Here is a 17,277-nt window from a genome sequence, read left to right as displayed (position 1 = left end):
GGGGTTTTACCATGAAATTTATCAAAGTGGCAGCTCTTGCAGCAATCGTCGTTTCTGGTAGTGCTATGGCCGGTCTCATTGATCAAGGTGGCTGGGGCCATGGACACGGTCATGGCCATGGTCAAGGCGGTAATGGCCCAAATTCAACCCTGAATATTTACCAGAACGGTGGCGGTAACTCAGCTGTCGCCTTGCAGACCAATGCCAGAGATTCAACGCTGTCTATTAGCCAGAGCGGTGGCGGTAATGGCGCAGATGTTGGACAAGGTTCTGACGACAGCACCATCTCTCTGACTCAGAATGGTTTTGCCAACAGCGCAACGCTTGATCAATGGAACAGTCACGACTCCACAATGAATGTGAGCCAGTACGGTGGATTTAACGGCGCAATGGTTGATCAGACTGCGTCTAATTCTACGGTCAATGTTACCCAGATTGGTTTTGGTAACCACGCTGCAGCTTATCAGTATTAATACTGAAATCTGTGCTACAAAAAAACAGGGCCTCAGCCCTGTTTTTTTTCGGGAGTGCATCATGAATACCTTAATTCTCCTTGCCGCGCTTTCCAGTCAAATAACGTTTAACACATCGCAGCAGGGCGATATGACCACCATTATTCCCCAGGTTACGCTGACAACGCCGTGTGATTGTCAGGTACAAATCGTGGCTGAACGGGAAGGGCAGAGTGGCCAAAGTACATCACGCCAGCAAAACAGGCTTTTTATCCCCGCTAATCAGACGATCGATTTAATGCGGCTGAGTTTAAATATTGGTACGGGGGATACGGTGAACATTATTGTCACCGTCTCTGATGGTAAATCGCTTCATTTATCACAGCAGTGGTCACCGCCGGAGAAGAGGCTTTAATCATTCATAAAATCAATGATTTGCCAATGTGGCAGGCCTTCACCGTTGAGCTATGCTGATAACAGGAACTGAGCAACTAAGTTCCGGAACGTGAAACTACGTTTGCTTTAATGGAGCGCTTTTACCCCTCAAGGACGATTTTCATTGAGGAGTACATACACGTGACCAAATATATCGCTCAACTCGCTTCTGGTTTTAGTCTGCTCGTTTCTCTTTTTGTAACCCCGGTTTTTGCGGCGACGGTTGTTGAGGGTGGGGTCATTCATTTTCGCGGCGCGATTGTCGCCGACCCCTGTGAAGTGACTGCACAAACGCGGCAGTTTGCGTTGTCATGCCCGGAAAATAACCGGATGCATACGCGCATGGTCAGTTATGAAGATGCACTTAATGGCCATGTGACCGATACCAGCCTCGCCACCCTCAGCATGAAGTACCTCAATCCTGAAAAAACGCTCGCGGTAGTACAAATTCAGTACCGCTGATGTGTGCTCTTCCGCTTTACGGCGGAAGAGGTTTTTCCCGATAGTTTTTTCTCTCGGGTACCTCTGCGATACACTTAAGAAAATGGCGGGAAGCAGAGGGTATTTATGAAACCGCAAATTGACGTTATTCATGGCGATATCACGACGATGCACGTTGATGTGATCGTCAATGCAGCCAATCCGTCACTGATGGGCGGCGGTGGCGTGGATGGCGCTATCCACCGGGCTGCCGGACCGCAACTGCTGGAAGCCTGCAAGACTGTGCGTCAGCAACAGGGGGAGTGCCCACCGGGTCATGCCGTTATTACGCTTGCGGGCGATCTTCCCGCGAAAGCGGTGATTCATGCCGTGGGGCCAGTATGGCATGGCGGCGATCGGCACGAGGCGAGTATCCTCGAAGAGGCCTACCGAAACTGCCTGCGTCTGGCCGCTGATAATGTCTATAAAACCATGGCGTTTCCGGCCATCAGCACCGGAGTGTATGGCTATCCGAAAGCTGCCGCAGCGACGATTGCGGTAGACACCGTGTATCGTTACCTGTCGCTTAAACCGATGCCCGAAAAAGTGACATTTGTCTGTTTCGATGAGGAGACACTGCATCTTTATCAGCGGCTGTTGACCCAGCGCGGACAGGAATTAGAGACCTGAAACACACGCGGCGCACTGAGTGCGCCGCGTTTTTTATGATGCTCTTACCTGCGGTTTCCCGGAGAAAAGGAAACGCAGAAGCGGTATCCGCAGATGGATTTCGTAAAGCACGATGGCGATTCCAATCACAAAGACCAGCCCGGTAAAGAAGCCCAGCGTGTTGGAGGCGATATGCGGTGTGATATAGGCCCCGAAGAACAACGTCAGGGGGTGGTGCACCAGATAGATAAACAGCGAAGCATTGACGAAATAGGTGACGCGGCTGGACTTAAAATTAAGCAGCCGGTGGCCCAGCGCAAAGACCACATTCACCATCCACAGGCCCAGCAGCATGGTAATGACGCTCTCGGTTTCATACATCCACGCATCGCCGCTGCCGTAGCGCTGATTTAACAGATAGGCCGCAAACGCGATGGCGGCACCAAAAGCACACCACGGTGAGGGCGTCGTAAACAGCGATTTAAGCTTCGGATAAATAAAGGCCAGCGCCCCGATTAAAAAGAAGGGAATGTAGAACAGCGACTGCATCACCACAAAATTGAATAATCCGTCGCTCAGAATCGGCGGATAAACAATAAACAGCGTCCGTCGCACTGCCGCATAGGCGATGCCCAGCAGCAAAAAGAGCAGCGACAGTTTTCCCAGGGTGATACTGGCGAAAAAGGCGTTAGCTTTGTCGCTTAAATGGCGGCGAAAGCGGCTAAAAATCAACACGCTGACTGTGGTAAGGACCACCAGTACCAGCAGGAACCAGAGGTGGGACACCAGCTCCCAAACCAGGGTGTTGTATTTTTCGTATAGCGACAGATTAGGCCAGTTTTCCGCCTTACCCTTTACGTACTGCAACATGATGAACTGCGGCAGCGTCAGCAGAGGAATGGCGGTGAGCATCGGAATGCCGACGCGCTCCACGCGCACTTTCCACCAGCGCTTGATGGGGTAGCGCAGAAACAGCATATAAGAGAAATAACCTGAAATGACAAAAAACACCTGCATGCGGAAGGCGTGAATAAAGTCATTAAACAGCGTCAGCCACCAGGAGGGCATTTGACTATTAACATGCCAGGTGTGGCTGGAGTAAATCAGTGAAATGTGGAAGGGGATCCCCAATAGCATCAGCCATGCCCGGATCGAGTCGAGGAAGTATTCACGTTCTACAGGTGTTGTGCTCATATAACTTTGTGCATTCTCAGACTTTTCGCCTTATCCCTAAGACTCATAATGGTTACATTCGAAGCCAACCCTACACCAAGACCGACACCCTGTCTCCAGGATAAGCACGCAAAGTGAAAAGCGGGTTCTTTCATTTGCTTAATCCCTGAGCCAGCGAGCTGAACAAAGCGGTGATAATGTTGTCGGATTGCCTGAGTTTCCATTAAAATGGATCGGATCGATATAAGCACACAAAGGGGGAAGTGCTTACTTATTATGAAACATAAACCACAGATGATGAAAATGCGTTGGTTGGGTGCTGCAGTGGTGTTATCCCTGTATACCTCATCGGCACTGGCCTTTAACATCGACGATGTCGCAAAACAGGCAAAATCGATGGCAGGCAAGAGCTACGAAGCGCCGAAAAGTAACTTGCCCTCCGTTTTCCGCGACATGAAATATGCGGACTATCAGCAGATCCAGTTCAATCACGATAAAGCGTACTGGAACAATATTAAGACCCCGTTCAAGCTTGAGTTTTATCATCAGGGTATGTACTTCGATACCCCTGTTGCCATCAATGAAGTGACGGCAACGGCGGTACGTAAAATCAAATACAGCCCGGATTACTTCAATTTTGGCGATGTGCAGCACGACAAAGATACGGTTAAAGATCTGGGCTTTGCAGGCTTCAAGGTGCTTTACCCGATTAACAGCAAAGATAAAAACGACGAAATCGTCAGCATGCTCGGCGCCAGCTACTTCCGCGTTATTGGCGCGGGACAGGTGTACGGGCTTTCTGCGCGCGGCCTGGCTATTGATACCGCGCTGCCATCAGGTGAAGAATTCCCACGTTTCCGCGAGTTCTGGATCGAACGTCCAAAACCAACGGATAAACGTCTGACTATCTACGCACTGCTGGATTCCCCGCGTGCAACGGGCGCGTACCGCTTTGTGATCATGCCTGGGCGTGACACGGTGGTTGACGTGCAGTCTAAAGTCTACCTGCGCGACAAAGTGGGTAAACTGGGCGTTGCGCCGCTGACCAGTATGTTCCTGTTTGGGCCGAACCAGCCGTCACCGGCGACCAACTTCCGTCCTGAACTGCACGATTCCAACGGCCTGTCTATTCATGCTGGTAATGGTGAGTGGATCTGGCGTCCGCTGAACAACCCGAAACATCTGGCTGTCAGCAGCTTTGCGATGGAAAACCCGCAAGGTTTCGGCCTTCTGCAGCGTGGCCGTCAGTTCTCTCGCTTTGAAGATCTGGATGACCGCTACGACCTGCGTCCAAGCGCGTGGGTGACCCCGAAAGGTGACTGGGGCAAAGGGAAGGTTGAACTGGTTGAAATCCCAACCAATGATGAAACCAACGATAACATCGTCGCTTACTGGACGCCGGATCAGCTGCCGGAAGCCGGGAAAGAGATGAACTTCAAATACACGATCACCTTTAGCCGCGACGAAGACAAACTGCATGCGCCGGATAACGCGTATGTCATGCAGACTCGCCGTTCAACGGGTGACGTGAAACAGTCTAATCTTATCCGTCAGCCTGACGGTACCGTCGCTTTCGTGGTGGACTTCACCGGCCAGGACATGAAGAAACTGGCGCCAGATACTGCCGTGACCGCCCAGGCCAGCATCGGTGATAACGGTGAGATCGTTGAGAACACCGTACGTTACAACCCGGTAACGAAAGGGTGGCGTCTGACCCTGCGCGTGAAAGTGAAAGATCCGAAACAGACCACTGAAATGCGCGCTGCGCTGGTCAGTAACGATCAGCCGCTGAGTGAAACCTGGAGCTATCAGCTACCTGCCAATGAATAATACATCTGAATATATTGATGCCATGCCGCTGACGGATATCGAAAAAGCGGCACTGCCTGAGAGCGACATCCGCGCGGTACATGCCGCGCTGGATGGGGAACATCGTCAGTTTTCACGTGATGACGATTCTCCGCTGGGGTCAGTGAAGGCACGTCTGGAGCAGGCATGGCCGGACTCGCTGGCAGAAGGGCAGTTGATTAAAGACGACGAAGGACGCGATCAGCTTCAGGCGATGCCGAAAGCAACGCGTTCTTCCATGTTCCCCGACCCCTGGCGTACCAACCCGGTTGGCCGCTTCTGGGATCGCCTGCGCGGGCGTGACGTGACGCCACGCTATCTGTCGCGTCTGACAAAAGAAGAGCAGGCCTCCGAACAGAAATGGCGTACCGTGGGGACGATCCGTCGCTACATTCTTCTGCTGCTGACGCTGGCGCAGACTGTTGTCGCAACCTGGTACATGAAGACGATTCTGCCTTACCAGGGCTGGGCGCTGATCAACCCGGCAGACATGATGGGCCAGGATATCTGGGTCTCCTTCATGCAACTGCTGCCGTATATCCTGCAAAGTGGCATTCTTCTGCTGTTCGCCGTTCTCTTCTGCTGGGTCTCGGCCGGTTTCTGGACCGCGCTGATGGGCTTCCTGCAGCTGCTGATGGGACGAGACAAATACAGCATTTCGGCGTCTACGGTCGGGGATGAACCCCTGAATCCTGAGCACCGCACGGCGCTGATTATGCCTATCTGTAACGAAGACGTTGACCGCGTATTCGCGGGGCTGCGCGCAACCTGGGAGTCCGTTAAGGCGACCGGTAACGCCGCCCATTTCGACGTCTATATCCTGAGCGACAGCTACAATCCGGACATCTGCGTTGCCGAGCAAAAAGCCTGGATGGAGCTGATTGCAGAAGTACAGGGCGAAGGTCAGATCTTCTACCGTCGCCGCCGTCGTCGTGTGAAGCGTAAAAGCGGTAACATCGATGACTTCTGCCGTCGCTGGGGTAACCAGTACAGCTACATGGTGGTGCTGGACGCCGACTCGGTGATGAGCGGTGATTGTCTGAGCGGTCTGGTGCGTCTGATGGAAGCTAACCCGAACGCGGGTATCATCCAGTCTTCGCCAAAAGCGTCCGGCATGGACACGCTTTACGCGCGTTGCCAGCAGTTTGCCACCCGTGTTTACGGGCCGCTGTTTACTGCCGGTCTGCACTTCTGGCAGTTGGGTGAGTCCCACTACTGGGGTCACAACGCCATTATCCGCGTGAAGCCGTTTATTGAGCACTGTGCGCTGGCACCGCTGCCGGGCGAAGGTTCGTTTGCCGGCTCGATTCTGTCGCACGACTTCGTGGAAGCGGCGCTGATGCGTCGTGCAGGGTGGGGCGTCTGGATTGCCTACGATCTGCCTGGATCCTATGAAGAACTGCCGCCGAACCTGCTGGACGAACTTAAGCGTGACCGCCGCTGGTGTCACGGGAACCTGATGAACTTCCGTCTGTTCCTCGTGAAAGGGATGCACCCGGTTCACCGTGCGGTGTTCCTGACCGGCGTGATGTCTTATCTCTCCGCGCCGCTGTGGTTTATGTTCCTGGCGCTGTCCACGGCTCTGCAGGTGGTGCATGCGCTGACGGAGCCGCAGTACTTCCTGCAACCGCGTCAGCTGTTCCCGGTGTGGCCACAGTGGCGTCCGGAGCTGGCGATAGCGCTGTTTGCCTCCACCATGGTGCTGCTGTTCCTGCCGAAGCTGCTCAGTATCATTCTGATCTGGTGCAAAGGCTCGAAGGAGTATGGCGGTTTCTGGCGGGTAACGGTTTCACTGCTGCTGGAAGTGCTGTTCTCCGTGCTGCTGGCACCGGTACGTATGCTGTTCCATACCGTGTTTGTGGTCAGCGCGTTCCTGGGCTGGGAAGTGGTCTGGAACTCACCGCAGCGTGATGATGACTCCACGCCGTGGGGTGAAGCCTTTATGCGTCACGGCTCGCAGCTGCTGCTGGGGCTGGTGTGGGCTGCTGGGATGGCATGGCTGGATCTGCGCTTCCTGTTCTGGCTGGCGCCGATTGTCTTCTCGCTGATCCTGTCGCCGTTTGTGTCGGTTATTTCAAGCCGCTCAACGGTTGGCCTGCGTACCAAACGCTGGAAGCTGTTCCTGATCCCGGAAGAGTATTCGCCGCCGAAGGTGCTGGTGGATACTGACACCTATCTGGAGCAGAACCGCCGTCGTACGCTGGATGATGGCTTTATGCACGCGGTGTTTAACCCGTCGTTTAACGCCCTGGCAACGGCAATGGCTACCGCGCGTCACCGTGCAAGTAAGGTGCTGGAGATTGCCCGCGATCGTCACGTTGAACAGGCGCTGAACGAGACGCCAGAGAAACTTAACCGCGACCGCCGTCTGGTGCTGTTAAGCGATCCGGTGACTATGTCGCGTCTGCACTACCGTGTGTGGTCTTCCCCGGAGCGCTACTCCTCGTGGGTGAACTACTACAACGATCTGAAGCTTAACCCGCTGGCGCTGAAGGCGAAGTAAGTGGCAACGTAGGGCGGGTAAGCAATGTGCCACCCGCCAGATAAAATACCGGCTTAAACGCCGGTATTTTTTTAGAGGTAACGGATGAAAATAATCATCGTCGTCATGATGGCATGTCTGCTGAGCGGCTGCGGCAGCATCATCAGTCGCACCATACCGGGGCAGGGCCACGGGAATCAGTACTATCCGGGCGTGAAATGGGATGTCCGGGATTCCGCATGGCGCTACCTGACGGTGCTCGATCTGCCGTTCTCGCTGATTTTCGATACGCTGTTGTTGCCCATCGATGCCAGCCACGGCCCCTATGAGTAGCGGGAATTAACGCTCGTCCCATTCGTCAGCTGCGGTTTGACCTTCTTCCGTATCCAGCGGTGGCTCGAGCTGAAATTCACCCTCATCCCACTCGTGCAGGGTGTTCTCTTCCAGCCACTCCTGACGCAACTCAATTTCGTCATAGTCACCATCAAAGACGGCCTGAGCTCCTTCACCGCTCAGGATCGGCAAACATTCGCCTTCTTCACCTTCGTCAGCAAAGAATTCGGCCTGCCACATAATATCTCCGTCCTGAAGGACATACTTTTGGATGTTGAGTTGTTGCACGTCCGCATCTTCTTCATCAACGCCGGGGTTATCGGCGAGGAACTCTTCACGAGCGGCATCAATAGCTTCTTCCAGCGTGGCGTACATGGTCATTGGTGTCTCCCTGTTTTCCAGAAGGTTTCAGGGAAAGAATAGCTGAATATCTGATTCTGCAAGTATGAATGCGAAAATAAGCCGTCACGTATTTGTCTTATTCCGCCACCGGCCGTAATGTCCGGGATAAACTGAACCACGAGTAAACCGCATTAAACAGTACTACGCCCGCCGTGACGATAAACACGGCGCGAAAACCGAAGCTGGCGGAGATCCCGGCCCCCACCAGCGGGCCGGTAACGTTGCCGATGTCGCGAAATGACTGGTTGTAGCTAAAGATACGCCCGGCGATCTGGTTCGTGGAGTTGTAAACCAGCAGGGTCTGAACGGCGGGCAGTAACGCCCCGTCGGCGGCACCCAGCAAAAAGCGCAGAACGCCCAGTTGCCAGGGTGATTGCACCATCGACATGGGAATGAGCAGCAGCACGGAGATCACCAGCGCACAAATCAGGATCTTTTCCGGGCCGACGCGGTCTCCCAGTTTCCCTAACCTCGGGGCGCTAAGCAGCGCCGCCACGCCGGGTACGGAGGCAATCAACCCGCTGATAAACGCAATGTTGCTCACGTTACCTGCCAGATCGCGAACGTACAGCGTCAGAATAGGGGCAATCGAACCGGTCGCGACCTGAATAATCAGGGTCGTCACGAACAGGCTCAGTACCAGTCTGGGGTTTTTGAGTGAAGCCAGCACATCCCGTGCGTGGAGCATCTCTTTTTTGGCGACGGGGGTGAAGTTTTCACGAATGCAGATCAGCGTAACGATAAAGCAGAGGAACAACACGCTGGCAGTAATGAAAAATACCGGGCGTAGGCCATAGCTGTCCGCCAGCAAGCCGCCCGCCAGAGGTCCCAGCAAGGCGCCGCTGACGCCTCCGGTTGAGAGCGTCCCGAGCGCCCAGCCGCTTTTATGACGCGGGATCTGGGTGGCGATCAGCGCATTCGCGTTGGGAATAAATCCTCCCAGCAGGCCAAGTAGCGCGCGCAAAATCAGAAACTGCCAGACGTTCTGCGCCACACCCATTAACGCCATGATGATGGCCATTCCCAGCGCCGAGCGCAGCAGCATGATTTTACGCCCTTTACGGTCGGCAAGGCCGCCCCAGAACGGCGAAGCAATGGCGGAGAAGAGGAAAGTGATGCTGAACACCAGACCACATATTGAGCGCACTGTGGCCCGTCACGCCCAGTTGTTCAACGTACAGGGGCAGAAAGGGCATCACGAGGCTAAACGCCGCGCCGGTAAGAAAACAGCCAAGCCAGGCAACCGTAAGGTTACGTTTCCAGTTTATGGGGGCATCTGAGGGTGACATAACAATCCGCATAATGAGGTGCAGCGCACCGTAAGGCATGAAGTAATAAGCCTGCTAATTATGCGCCTGGGTTATGATTGCCGCAATGAGGGAGAGCTTTTAAAGCTAAAACAGGGAGCGGCCCAAAGGGCCGCAGGGGGAATTAATAGCGGGACGGCGTACCTTCTGGCCGCGTTTTAAAGCGGCGGTGCAGCCACATGTACTGCTCCGGTGCGAGCATAATGCATTTCTCGACAATGCCGTTCATCCAGCGTGCGGTGGTTTCAGCATCATCCAGTGGAGGCGCCAGTTCGGGCTCCAGCATAATCAATTCGTAACCCGAACCATCCGGTTTGCGGCGCGGAACAAAAGGGACGATGGCGGCTTTGGACATGCGTGCCAGCATCCAGGTGCCCGTGGTGGTGGCCGCCTCTTCAACGGCAAAGAACGGAACAAATACGCTTGATTGCGGGCCGTAGTCGTGATCGGGGGCATACCAGACTACTTCACCTGATTTGAGGGCGCGGATCATACCCTTCAGATCCTTACGGTCGATCATGCTTTTGTTGGACCGCATACGGCCATTGGTCTGGATCAGATCAATAACCGGGTTGTCGTTTGGACGATAAACCCCAATGCCGGGCGCCTGCATACCGAACATACGGGCGCCGATTTCCAGGGTCAGAAAGTGTACGCCAATCAGCAGCACGCCCGTCTGATTCGCCTGCAGCGAATGTACCGGCTCCATCCCCGTACCGGCAACGACGCTCCAGCGTGCCATGCGTTTGTCCGGCCAGAACCACGCCATTCCTGTTTCCATCAGCCCCATGCCGACAGACTCGAAATTCCTGGTCACCATGTCATGACGTTCAGCCTCGCTCATGTCCGGGAAGCACAGTTCAAGGTTGCGGTAGGCGATTCTGGCGCGACGCTTCATAAACATTTGCGCAAGACGACCCAGGTTTTTTCCCAGACGGAAAATAACCGGGTAGGGGAGTTGGACCAGAAGCCATAAAAAGCCAATGCCAAGCCAGGTCAACCAATAGCGAGGATGCAAAAGGGTGACGGTAAATTTCGGTAATTGGGTCATGTCGGTCCTGTTTTCTAACGTCCTGAAGGTCTTAGTGTCTCATTTTTTACTACATAGCCAAAATGTCTGATGTCGAAACGCGCGCTAATGCAGCAAATGTTATGACGCATAGTTCAGGCTGACAGAAATGTAGCGTAAATTGTGTGGATGTAAATTGTTATTGTTTGCTATATGATGCCGACCGATTTTCCTTTCTCAATAACGATTGCAGGACTTGTACACCATGCCAGTGTTACACAACCGCGTATCGAATGAGATGTTGAAAGCGCGTATGTTGACTGAAACCGAACCGCGCACGACCATCTCATTCTATAAATACTTCACGATCAACGATCCGCAAGCGACCCGCGATGAGCTCTATAAAGCCTTCACCGCGTTGAACGTCTTTGGGCGCGTCTATCTGGCGCGTGAAGGTATCAACGCCCAGATCAGCATCCCGGAAAGCAACGTGAGCGCCTTCCGCGATTTTCTTTACGGCTTCGATCCGGCGCTGAACGGCTTACGCCTGAACATCGCCCTGGACGATGACGGTAAATCATTTTGGGTGCTGCGTATGAAAGTGCGTGAGCGCATCGTGGCAGACGGCATTGACGACCCGGCCTTCAACCCGGCCGACGTGGGGGAATACCTGAAGGCGGCGGAAGTCAATGCGATGCTTGATGACCCTGACGCGGTATTCATCGATATGCGTAACCACTACGAATATGAAGTGGGCCATTTCGAGAACGCAATGGAAATCCCGGCCGACACCTTCCGCGAGCAACTGCCGAAAGCGGTTGAGATGATGCAGGAACATAAAGATAAGAAAATCGTTATGTACTGCACCGGCGGTATTCGCTGCGAAAAAGCCAGCGCGTGGATGAAACATAACGGATTTAATAAGGTCTGGCATATCGAAGGCGGTATCATCGAGTATGCCCGCCGTGCCCGTGAGCAGGGGTTACCGGTGCGTTTTATCGGTAAAAACTTTGTCTTTGACGAGCGAATGGGTGAGCGTATTTCAGAAGACGTGATTGCCCATTGCCACCAGTGCGGCGCACCGTGCGATACCCACACCAACTGCAAAAATGACGGTTGTCATCTGCTGTTTATTCAGTGCCCGGCGTGCGCAGAGAAATTTAACGGCTGCTGTAGCGAACTTTGCAGTGAAGAGAGCATGCTGCCGGAAGAGGAGCAGCGCCGCCGTCGTGCGGGACGTGAAAACGGCAATAAGATTTTTAATAAATCCCGAGGCCGCCTGAATACCAAACTGGGTATTCCTGACCCGGAATGATAATGACGCCCGGCAACGTCAAACCCTGCCGGGCGTGTTTATTATGCCTTCTGCTGAACACCTTCAACGGAAATAATCAGTTCTACGTCCTGAGATGCCGGACCTAAATCCGTGGTGATATTAAAATCTTTCAGATGAATTTTCCCTGCGGCTTCAAAACCTGCGCGTTTGCCACCCCACGGATCGTCACCCTGGCCGAGTAATTTGGCTTCCAGGGTCACCGGTTTCGTGACGCCATTGAGCGTCAGATTACCGATAATATTCAGCTTATCACCTTCTTTCTTCACCTCGGTCGACGTAAAGGTCGCCTGTGGGAATTTTGATACATTCAGGAATTCCGCACTACGCAAATGTTTATCGCGCTCTGCATGGTTGGTGTCGACGCTATTCGTATTAATGGTCACATTGACCTTATCGGCGGCAGGATTTTTATCGTCAAAGGTGAATGTGCCGTCAAAATCTTTAAAGGTACCGTACAGCCAGCTATAACCGAGGTGCTGAATACGGAAATTGACGAAAGCATGCTGGCCTTCTTTATCAATTTTATAATCAGCCGCCACGGCAGAACCGGTGGTGAATAACAGAGAACCTAATGCGATACCCAGCAGGTGTTTTTTCATTTTATGCTCCAGAGTCAACTGACGAACGGCCAAGCATGCGCTTTAACGTATCGTCTTTATCGATGAAATGGTGTTTAAGGGCGGCAAGCCCGTGCAGGACAGACAGGATCACCACGCTCCACGCGAGCCAGAGATGCACCACGCCTGCGGTATCGGCCTGAACCCCTGCGTCAGAGAGCGTGGCCGGAACCTCAAACAAGCCAAAGACGTTAATCGGCTTGCCGTCTGCAGTGGAAATGAGATAGCCGCTAATCAGAATGGCGAACAGCAGGATATAGAGCGTAACGTGCGCGGCAACCGCGCTGACACGCGTTAATTTACTGTGGGTTTTGGGCGCGGCGGGCGGCGGGGAAATGTGACGCCAGATCACGCGAATAACCAACGTCATCATCAGCAGGATGCCGATGCTTTTATGCAGTTCTGGTGCCTGGTGATACCAGCCATCGTAATAACTGAGCGTCACCATCCACAGACCCAGTCCGAACATTGCATAAACGGTAAGAGCAACTATCCAGTGTAAACACATGGATATTATTCCGTAGCGCTGAGAGGAGTTACGCAATTGCATCAGAATGACCATTCGAAGAAAAACAGAATAGTAAAAATGAACGGGAATAAATGATATTGCAACTGAAATAATTGAATATAGATTTTTATTTTATTTATTTCAGCGGTTTTGAAAATGATCCGCAAATGTAATTCAATCGCTTCGTCCAAGGCGGAATAAGCAGCAAGCAAAAGATTAAGCTAACCTAAAGTAATGTCAGTAATTGTCAGCTTCACTTTTCAGTAAAATACAATATAAATAATATCGATGAGTGCCAGCAGCACCCATAATAAAATATAGAGCATAAAATGCTCACGAATGTTATTGATAAGAAAGCCAACGATCCTGCGCATAATGTCCCGTTTTCTGTCTGGAAAACGGGTTCCGGACGTCCGAAACCCGCGGCGGATTATCTGCTAAAACGCGAAAGTGAGAAGGGGGTGAGATCAAACTGCGGTGCGATCCCCTGGGCAAACTGCGCAGCAATCTCGCCCAGCACGGAGGCGAACTTAAAGCCATGACCACTGAGGCCGGTGATGAGTAGCGTGTTGTCATGCCCCGGCAGGGTGTCAATGATGAAGTCTTCGTCCGGCGTGTTGTCGTAGGTGCAGGCAGCACCATACAGTAAACCGCCTACGCCCGGCAGGATATTGCGCAGGAAGGTAAACGCTTCGGATCCATCCTGTGGGTATGCACCGAACGGTTTACGCTCTTCAGGGGAGGAGATCGCCTGCCCGCCATTGTGTTTTCCGATTTTGAGCGCGTCTTTCTCAGACGGGAAGCCGTAAAACTGATCGCCGTTCGGTAACTCCCCGGTAAATGCCGGGAATTTATTCTGTGCACTGTAACGGCCATCCGACTGGAACCAGGAGAAGACCTTGCGCACTGGCTGAACAGGCAGATCGGGCAGCAGACGGGTGACCCAGGTGCCTGCGCTAATCAGCAGACGGGACGCTGAATATTCTCCGTCCGCAGTGGTGACCGTAACGCCGTCAGCGTGATGAGTGAGGGATTCCACCGGACAGTTGAAGAGCTGAGCGCAGCCCGCTTTTTCCGCAAGATCGATCCAGGTTTTGATGGCCGTTTCACTGTGTAAGACCCCGGAGTTGGCTTCAAACAGGCCGATATAATCGTCCGGGACGGCAATCTCTGGCCAACGGGCCATGATGCCTGCCGCGTCCAGCTTCTCCACATCAAGATTAAACGCTTTCGCACTCTGCTCAACGTTGGCCAGAAAATCAGAGCGGGCAGGGCCCAGGTTGATGATGCCCGTGCGTTCGAAAATGCGTTCTTCCGTCAGCTTCGCCAGTTCATCCCATAGCGTCTGGGCGCGAAGCACCAGCGGAACATAGCGCTCGCCTTCACCATAGGCGTGGCGAATAAGCCGGGTGTCGCCATGATGGCTGCCCTCTGCATGGGGAGGACGATGGGCATCGATCATCAGGACCTTCAGACCCGCTTGCGTTGCGTAATAACCGGCGGCAGACCCCACGGATCCGCTACCAATAATGATTAAGTCGTATCTCATATCCATCTCTCGAACTCACGCTTTGTTAGCAGAGTAATTAACTATGCGGGCTGACACAAGGGAGAAATAAATAAGGCACCCGGAGGGTGCCTGTTGAGCGAAGAATAGGTATAAACCTAGTGCCGTTTATACTCATTTTCCTGATAGTCGCCAGATTCTATTTTGGCAATACCTGCCTCTAAAATAGAAATAAACTGACGGGCGACGTCTGTTGTAAGCCACAGCGTCTGTCCAACTTCCGCTTCTTCACGGTTGAGTTGATTCGGGGTCTGGTAGTGCAAACGCAGCATCAGCGCATCGTAGCTATCTACGGTACTGATATCCCAGCCAACAAGCGGATGGGTCTGGATGACTTCGCTATTCTTTTCCATTATAACCCCCTTAATGCGTGTTAGAAGACAACGGCTCCGAGGTTCAATGCATGTTTTTCTGAAAGCATCTTCAGTATACAAGTAATAAGGGTTCGCAAGGGAAAAATAAACAGTTGGCAACACATTTTTCTGCTTTTTAGGATTGTTCGAACAATAAAACACCACCTTGTTCACGATTTTTAAATTTGTTGCCGAATTAATTTGAACGAACCGGATTTCAGACGAAAAAAAGCCGGGGCGACCCGGCAAAAAAGAACAATGAGGGAGCAAGATTAATCTGTGATGAACCAGTCGTCGGCGCTTTCCCAGGTTTCCTGCAGGATTTCGCTGATACGGTCTTTATCTTCTTTCGCGCCGCCAATGACGGAGAGGTTGTTTGCCGCCGCATAACGAACCGTTACGGCACCAGCGTTGTCAGGGAAAGTACTGTTAATACGGCGGGATAATTCACCGGCCAGCGCATCAAGCGCGCCAGCAGGCAGAACGGTTGTTTTGGCTATGGTGACTTCAATACGCATAAATGCCCCCTGTGTAATATACTGTTTATTTATACAGGTATATTATAGGTTTGACAACAAGGGGAACTGTTTTTTTAGCGTTTTACCGTCCAGTTGACGGTTTCACCGGCAAGGAATGGGATGAGCGTGTCATCCGTCAGCGGAATGGCCTCGTCCACGCGGCTCTCTTTACGCTCCAGTTCAATGAACGTTTCGTTGACCGGCAGCCCGTAGAAGCGTGGTCCATTGAGCGAGCAGAACGCTTCAAAATGCTGCAGGGCATTCATCTCTTCAAACACGGTGGCATAGCTGGCGAGCGCTGTAGGGGCGTTAAAGCAGCCTGCGCAACCGCAGCTGGCCTCTTTGCGGTGGCGTGCATGAGGCGCGGAGTCCGTGCCGAGGAAGGCGCGGGAGAAACCGCTGGCAACGAGTTCACGCAGCGCCTGCTGATGAACGTTACGCTTCAGAATGGGCAGGCAATAGAGATGCGGACGAACGCCGCCAACCAGCATGTGGTTGCGGTTAAACATCAGATGCTGCGGCGTAATGGTGGCGGCAATCAGTTCATTGCCATCGCGGACATACTCTGCGGCATCTTTGGTGGTGATGTGTTCAAACACCACTTTAAGCGCAGGAAGACGCTGGCGCAGCGGCTCCATTACGGTTTCGATAAAGCGGGCTTCACGGTCGAAGATATCAATGTCGGCGTGGGTCACTTCACCATGTACCAGCAGCGGCATGCCCAGTTTTTGCATGCGCTCCAGAACCGGCATGATGGCGTCAATACTGGTGACACCGTGGCTGGAGTTGGTGGTAGCGTTAGCCGGGTAGAGTTTCGCCGCGGTGAACACGCCTTCGTTAAAGCCGCGTTCCACTTCATTCGGATCGAGGGTGTCGGTCAGATAGCAGGTCATCAGCGGAGTGAAATCATGTCCTGCCGGCACGGCATCAAGAATTCGCTGGCGATAAGCCATAGCGGCATCAACGGTGGTGACTGGTGGAACCAGGTTAGGCATGACAATCGCGCGGCCATAAATTTCGCTGGTATACGGCACGACCGTTTTCAGCATATCGCCATCACGCAGATGGATATGCCAGTCGTCAGGGCGGCGGATTTTAAGAACCTGGGGTTGTGCAGTCATGGAAGCTCCGGCTTGTCAGGAATCAGTCATTAGGATGGCTGTTTTTGCCGGACACAAATCATAAGCGGAAACGTTTTCGTTTGCACACTTTTCCGTAAAAAAAAGGGCGCTTTTGCGCCCCTTCAGGTTAATCGGTGAATGGAATAACGATCTCTCCCGGTTTCACCTCGATGCCTTTGGCATATTTTTTCGCCAGCGCCTCACCCTTGCTCTTGTCTTCACTTAAGACATAGGCCGGCTGCTGGTTAAAGTAGTTGCGCAGGGACTGGTTCAGGTAGGGCATCAGGGTCTGCATCACCGGTTTCATCTTGTCCGGCGTGACGTCCGCGTCTACCACTTCCATCTCCTGCAGGAAGATGGCCCCTTTCTCTTTGTTAAAGACCGGCAGCGCCTTGAGCTTCAGCTTAATGTTGGCTTTCTGGTTACCGAAGAGAGAGGTCATATCGAGATTGGCATCCCCGGCGAGAGTGACTTTATTCGGCTCTTCGCGCCCAATCTGGCTGGTGAGGTTGCTGAGGACGATATGCGCATCGGCAAGCCCCGGCACACCAATGTCTTTTGAAAAATTATTATGTTTTTCCAGCGCCTGATTAATTTCCTGCTCACTGACGGTGTATTGCGTAAGCTGGTTACAACCTACCAGCAGGCCGCTGACAATGAATGCGGCGGCAATGACAATTTTTTTCATAGTGTTCCTCAACGAAAAATCGGCGCTACTGTCCTGTTA

At 53.0% G+C, this 17,277-nt stretch carries 19 protein-coding genes and 1 pseudogene; 8 read left to right on the top strand and 12 right to left on the bottom strand.

The features are described 5' to 3' along the window. The first annotated feature begins 11 nt into the window (after nucleotides 1-11). From csgA to ymdB, 4 genes are all read left to right on the top strand, one after another. Complete coding sequence (gene csgA, locus VF709_RS07645) at nucleotides 12-473, top strand: curli major subunit CsgA (protein ID WP_023620194.1); 462 nt, start codon at nucleotides 12-14, stop codon at nucleotides 471-473. A gap of 61 nt (nucleotides 474-534) precedes the next feature. Next, on the top strand, nucleotides 535-867 hold the full coding sequence (gene csgC, locus VF709_RS07640; RefSeq protein ID WP_013097168.1) for a curli assembly chaperone CsgC: 333 nt from the start codon (nucleotides 535-537) through the stop codon (nucleotides 865-867). Between the two features lie 161 nt (nucleotides 868-1,028). Then, nucleotides 1,029-1,349: a type 1 fimbrial protein gene (locus VF709_RS07635; protein WP_028027947.1), complete on the top strand. Its 321-nt coding sequence runs from the start codon at nucleotides 1,029-1,031 to the stop codon at nucleotides 1,347-1,349. Between the two features lie 105 nt (nucleotides 1,350-1,454). Then, the gene (gene ymdB / locus VF709_RS07630; RefSeq protein WP_149897007.1) at nucleotides 1,455-1,997 is read left to right on the top strand and encodes an O-acetyl-ADP-ribose deacetylase; all 543 of its coding nucleotides are present in this window, start codon (nucleotides 1,455-1,457) and stop codon (nucleotides 1,995-1,997) included. Nucleotides 1,998-2,030: 33 nt separating this feature from the next. Here the strand turns inward: ymdB and mdoC are convergent, their stop codons facing one another. Further along, nucleotides 2,031-3,170 (bottom strand): glucans biosynthesis protein MdoC, encoded by a 1,140-nt coding sequence (mdoC, locus tag VF709_RS07625; RefSeq protein WP_013097165.1) that lies wholly within the window; start codon nucleotides 3,168-3,170, stop codon nucleotides 2,031-2,033. A 255-nt stretch (nucleotides 3,171-3,425) separates the two neighbouring features. Between mdoC and mdoG the strand changes: the two genes are divergently transcribed. The 3 genes from mdoG to VF709_RS07610 all read left to right on the top strand — a co-directional run bounded on the left by mdoG (nucleotide 3,426) and on the right by VF709_RS07610 (nucleotide 7,812). Continuing rightward, complete coding sequence (mdoG, locus tag VF709_RS07620) at nucleotides 3,426-4,979, top strand: glucans biosynthesis protein MdoG (protein ID WP_020689627.1); 1,554 nt, start codon at nucleotides 3,426-3,428, stop codon at nucleotides 4,977-4,979. Further along, on the top strand, nucleotides 4,972-7,500 hold the full coding sequence (mdoH, locus tag VF709_RS07615) for a glucans biosynthesis glucosyltransferase MdoH (protein WP_020689626.1): 2,529 nt from the start codon (nucleotides 4,972-4,974) through the stop codon (nucleotides 7,498-7,500). The genes mdoG and mdoH overlap by 8 nt, the downstream gene beginning before the upstream one ends. Before the next feature lie 84 nt (nucleotides 7,501-7,584). Continuing rightward, complete coding sequence (locus VF709_RS07610) at nucleotides 7,585-7,812, top strand: YceK/YidQ family lipoprotein (protein ID WP_013097162.1); 228 nt, start codon at nucleotides 7,585-7,587, stop codon at nucleotides 7,810-7,812. 6 nt (nucleotides 7,813-7,818) lie between these two features. Here VF709_RS07610 and VF709_RS07605 read toward each other — a convergent pair whose 3' ends face one another. The 3 genes and pseudogenes from VF709_RS07605 to VF709_RS07595 form a co-directional block, all read right to left on the bottom strand. Next, entirely contained in the window at nucleotides 7,819-8,193 is a 375-nt protein-coding gene (locus VF709_RS07605) for a MysB family protein (RefSeq protein WP_014831418.1), read from the bottom strand. 97 nt (nucleotides 8,194-8,290) lie between these two features. Continuing rightward, nucleotides 8,291-9,503, bottom strand: a pseudogene (gene mdtG / locus VF709_RS07600) (multidrug efflux MFS transporter MdtG). A gap of 142 nt (nucleotides 9,504-9,645) precedes the next feature. Then, nucleotides 9,646-10,572 carry a Kdo(2)-lipid IV(A) acyltransferase gene (locus VF709_RS07595; RefSeq protein WP_029881949.1) on the bottom strand — a complete coding sequence of 309 codons (927 nt, stop codon included), beginning with the start codon at nucleotides 10,570-10,572 and terminating at the stop codon, nucleotides 9,646-9,648. 223 nt (nucleotides 10,573-10,795) lie between these two features. Between VF709_RS07595 and trhO the strand changes: the two genes are divergently transcribed. Further along, the gene (trhO, locus tag VF709_RS07590) at nucleotides 10,796-11,845 is read left to right on the top strand and encodes an oxygen-dependent tRNA uridine(34) hydroxylase TrhO (RefSeq protein ID WP_149896487.1); all 1,050 of its coding nucleotides are present in this window, start codon (nucleotides 10,796-10,798) and stop codon (nucleotides 11,843-11,845) included. Nucleotides 11,846-11,886: 41 nt separating this feature from the next. On the opposite strand, the gene VF709_RS07585 is transcribed toward trhO, so the two are convergent. The 8 genes from VF709_RS07585 to VF709_RS07550 all read right to left on the bottom strand — a co-directional run bounded on the left by VF709_RS07585 (nucleotide 11,887) and on the right by VF709_RS07550 (nucleotide 17,238). Continuing rightward, nucleotides 11,887-12,465 (bottom strand): YceI family protein, encoded by a 579-nt coding sequence (locus tag VF709_RS07585; protein ID WP_040019425.1) that lies wholly within the window; start codon nucleotides 12,463-12,465, stop codon nucleotides 11,887-11,889. 1 nt (nucleotide 12,466) lies between these two features. Next, entirely contained in the window at nucleotides 12,467-13,033 is a 567-nt protein-coding gene (locus VF709_RS07580; protein WP_028027945.1) for a cytochrome b, read from the bottom strand. A gap of 218 nt (nucleotides 13,034-13,251) precedes the next feature. After that, nucleotides 13,252-13,365 (bottom strand): YceO family protein, encoded by a 114-nt coding sequence (locus VF709_RS07575; protein WP_020689623.1) that lies wholly within the window; start codon nucleotides 13,363-13,365, stop codon nucleotides 13,252-13,254. 56 nt (nucleotides 13,366-13,421) lie between these two features. Then, nucleotides 13,422-14,540, bottom strand: coding sequence for an N-methyl-L-tryptophan oxidase (solA, locus tag VF709_RS07570; protein WP_044158660.1), 1,119 nt, complete (start codon nucleotides 14,538-14,540; stop codon nucleotides 13,422-13,424). A gap of 116 nt (nucleotides 14,541-14,656) precedes the next feature. After that, nucleotides 14,657-14,911: a biofilm formation regulator BssS gene (gene bssS, locus VF709_RS07565; protein WP_008500827.1), complete on the bottom strand. Its 255-nt coding sequence runs from the start codon at nucleotides 14,909-14,911 to the stop codon at nucleotides 14,657-14,659. A gap of 272 nt (nucleotides 14,912-15,183) precedes the next feature. Next, entirely contained in the window at nucleotides 15,184-15,429 is a 246-nt protein-coding gene (gene dinI, locus VF709_RS07560; protein ID WP_013097151.1) for a DNA damage-inducible protein I, read from the bottom strand. Nucleotides 15,430-15,503: 74 nt separating this feature from the next. Then, entirely contained in the window at nucleotides 15,504-16,550 is a 1,047-nt protein-coding gene (pyrC, locus tag VF709_RS07555; protein ID WP_020689622.1) for a dihydroorotase, read from the bottom strand. 127 nt (nucleotides 16,551-16,677) lie between these two features. Further along, the gene (locus tag VF709_RS07550) at nucleotides 16,678-17,238 is read right to left on the bottom strand and encodes a lipoprotein (protein ID WP_013097149.1); all 561 of its coding nucleotides are present in this window, start codon (nucleotides 17,236-17,238) and stop codon (nucleotides 16,678-16,680) included. Nucleotides 17,239-17,277: the final 39 nt, after the last annotated feature.

The organism is Enterobacter sp. Lyrl_3 (assembly GCF_051948675.1).
In the GTDB taxonomy this organism is placed as follows: Bacteria; Pseudomonadota; Gammaproteobacteria; order Enterobacterales; family Enterobacteriaceae; genus Enterobacter; species Enterobacter cloacae.
The sequence above is the reverse complement of the archived record's forward strand: the minus strand, read 5'-3'. Positions and strand labels throughout refer to the sequence as shown.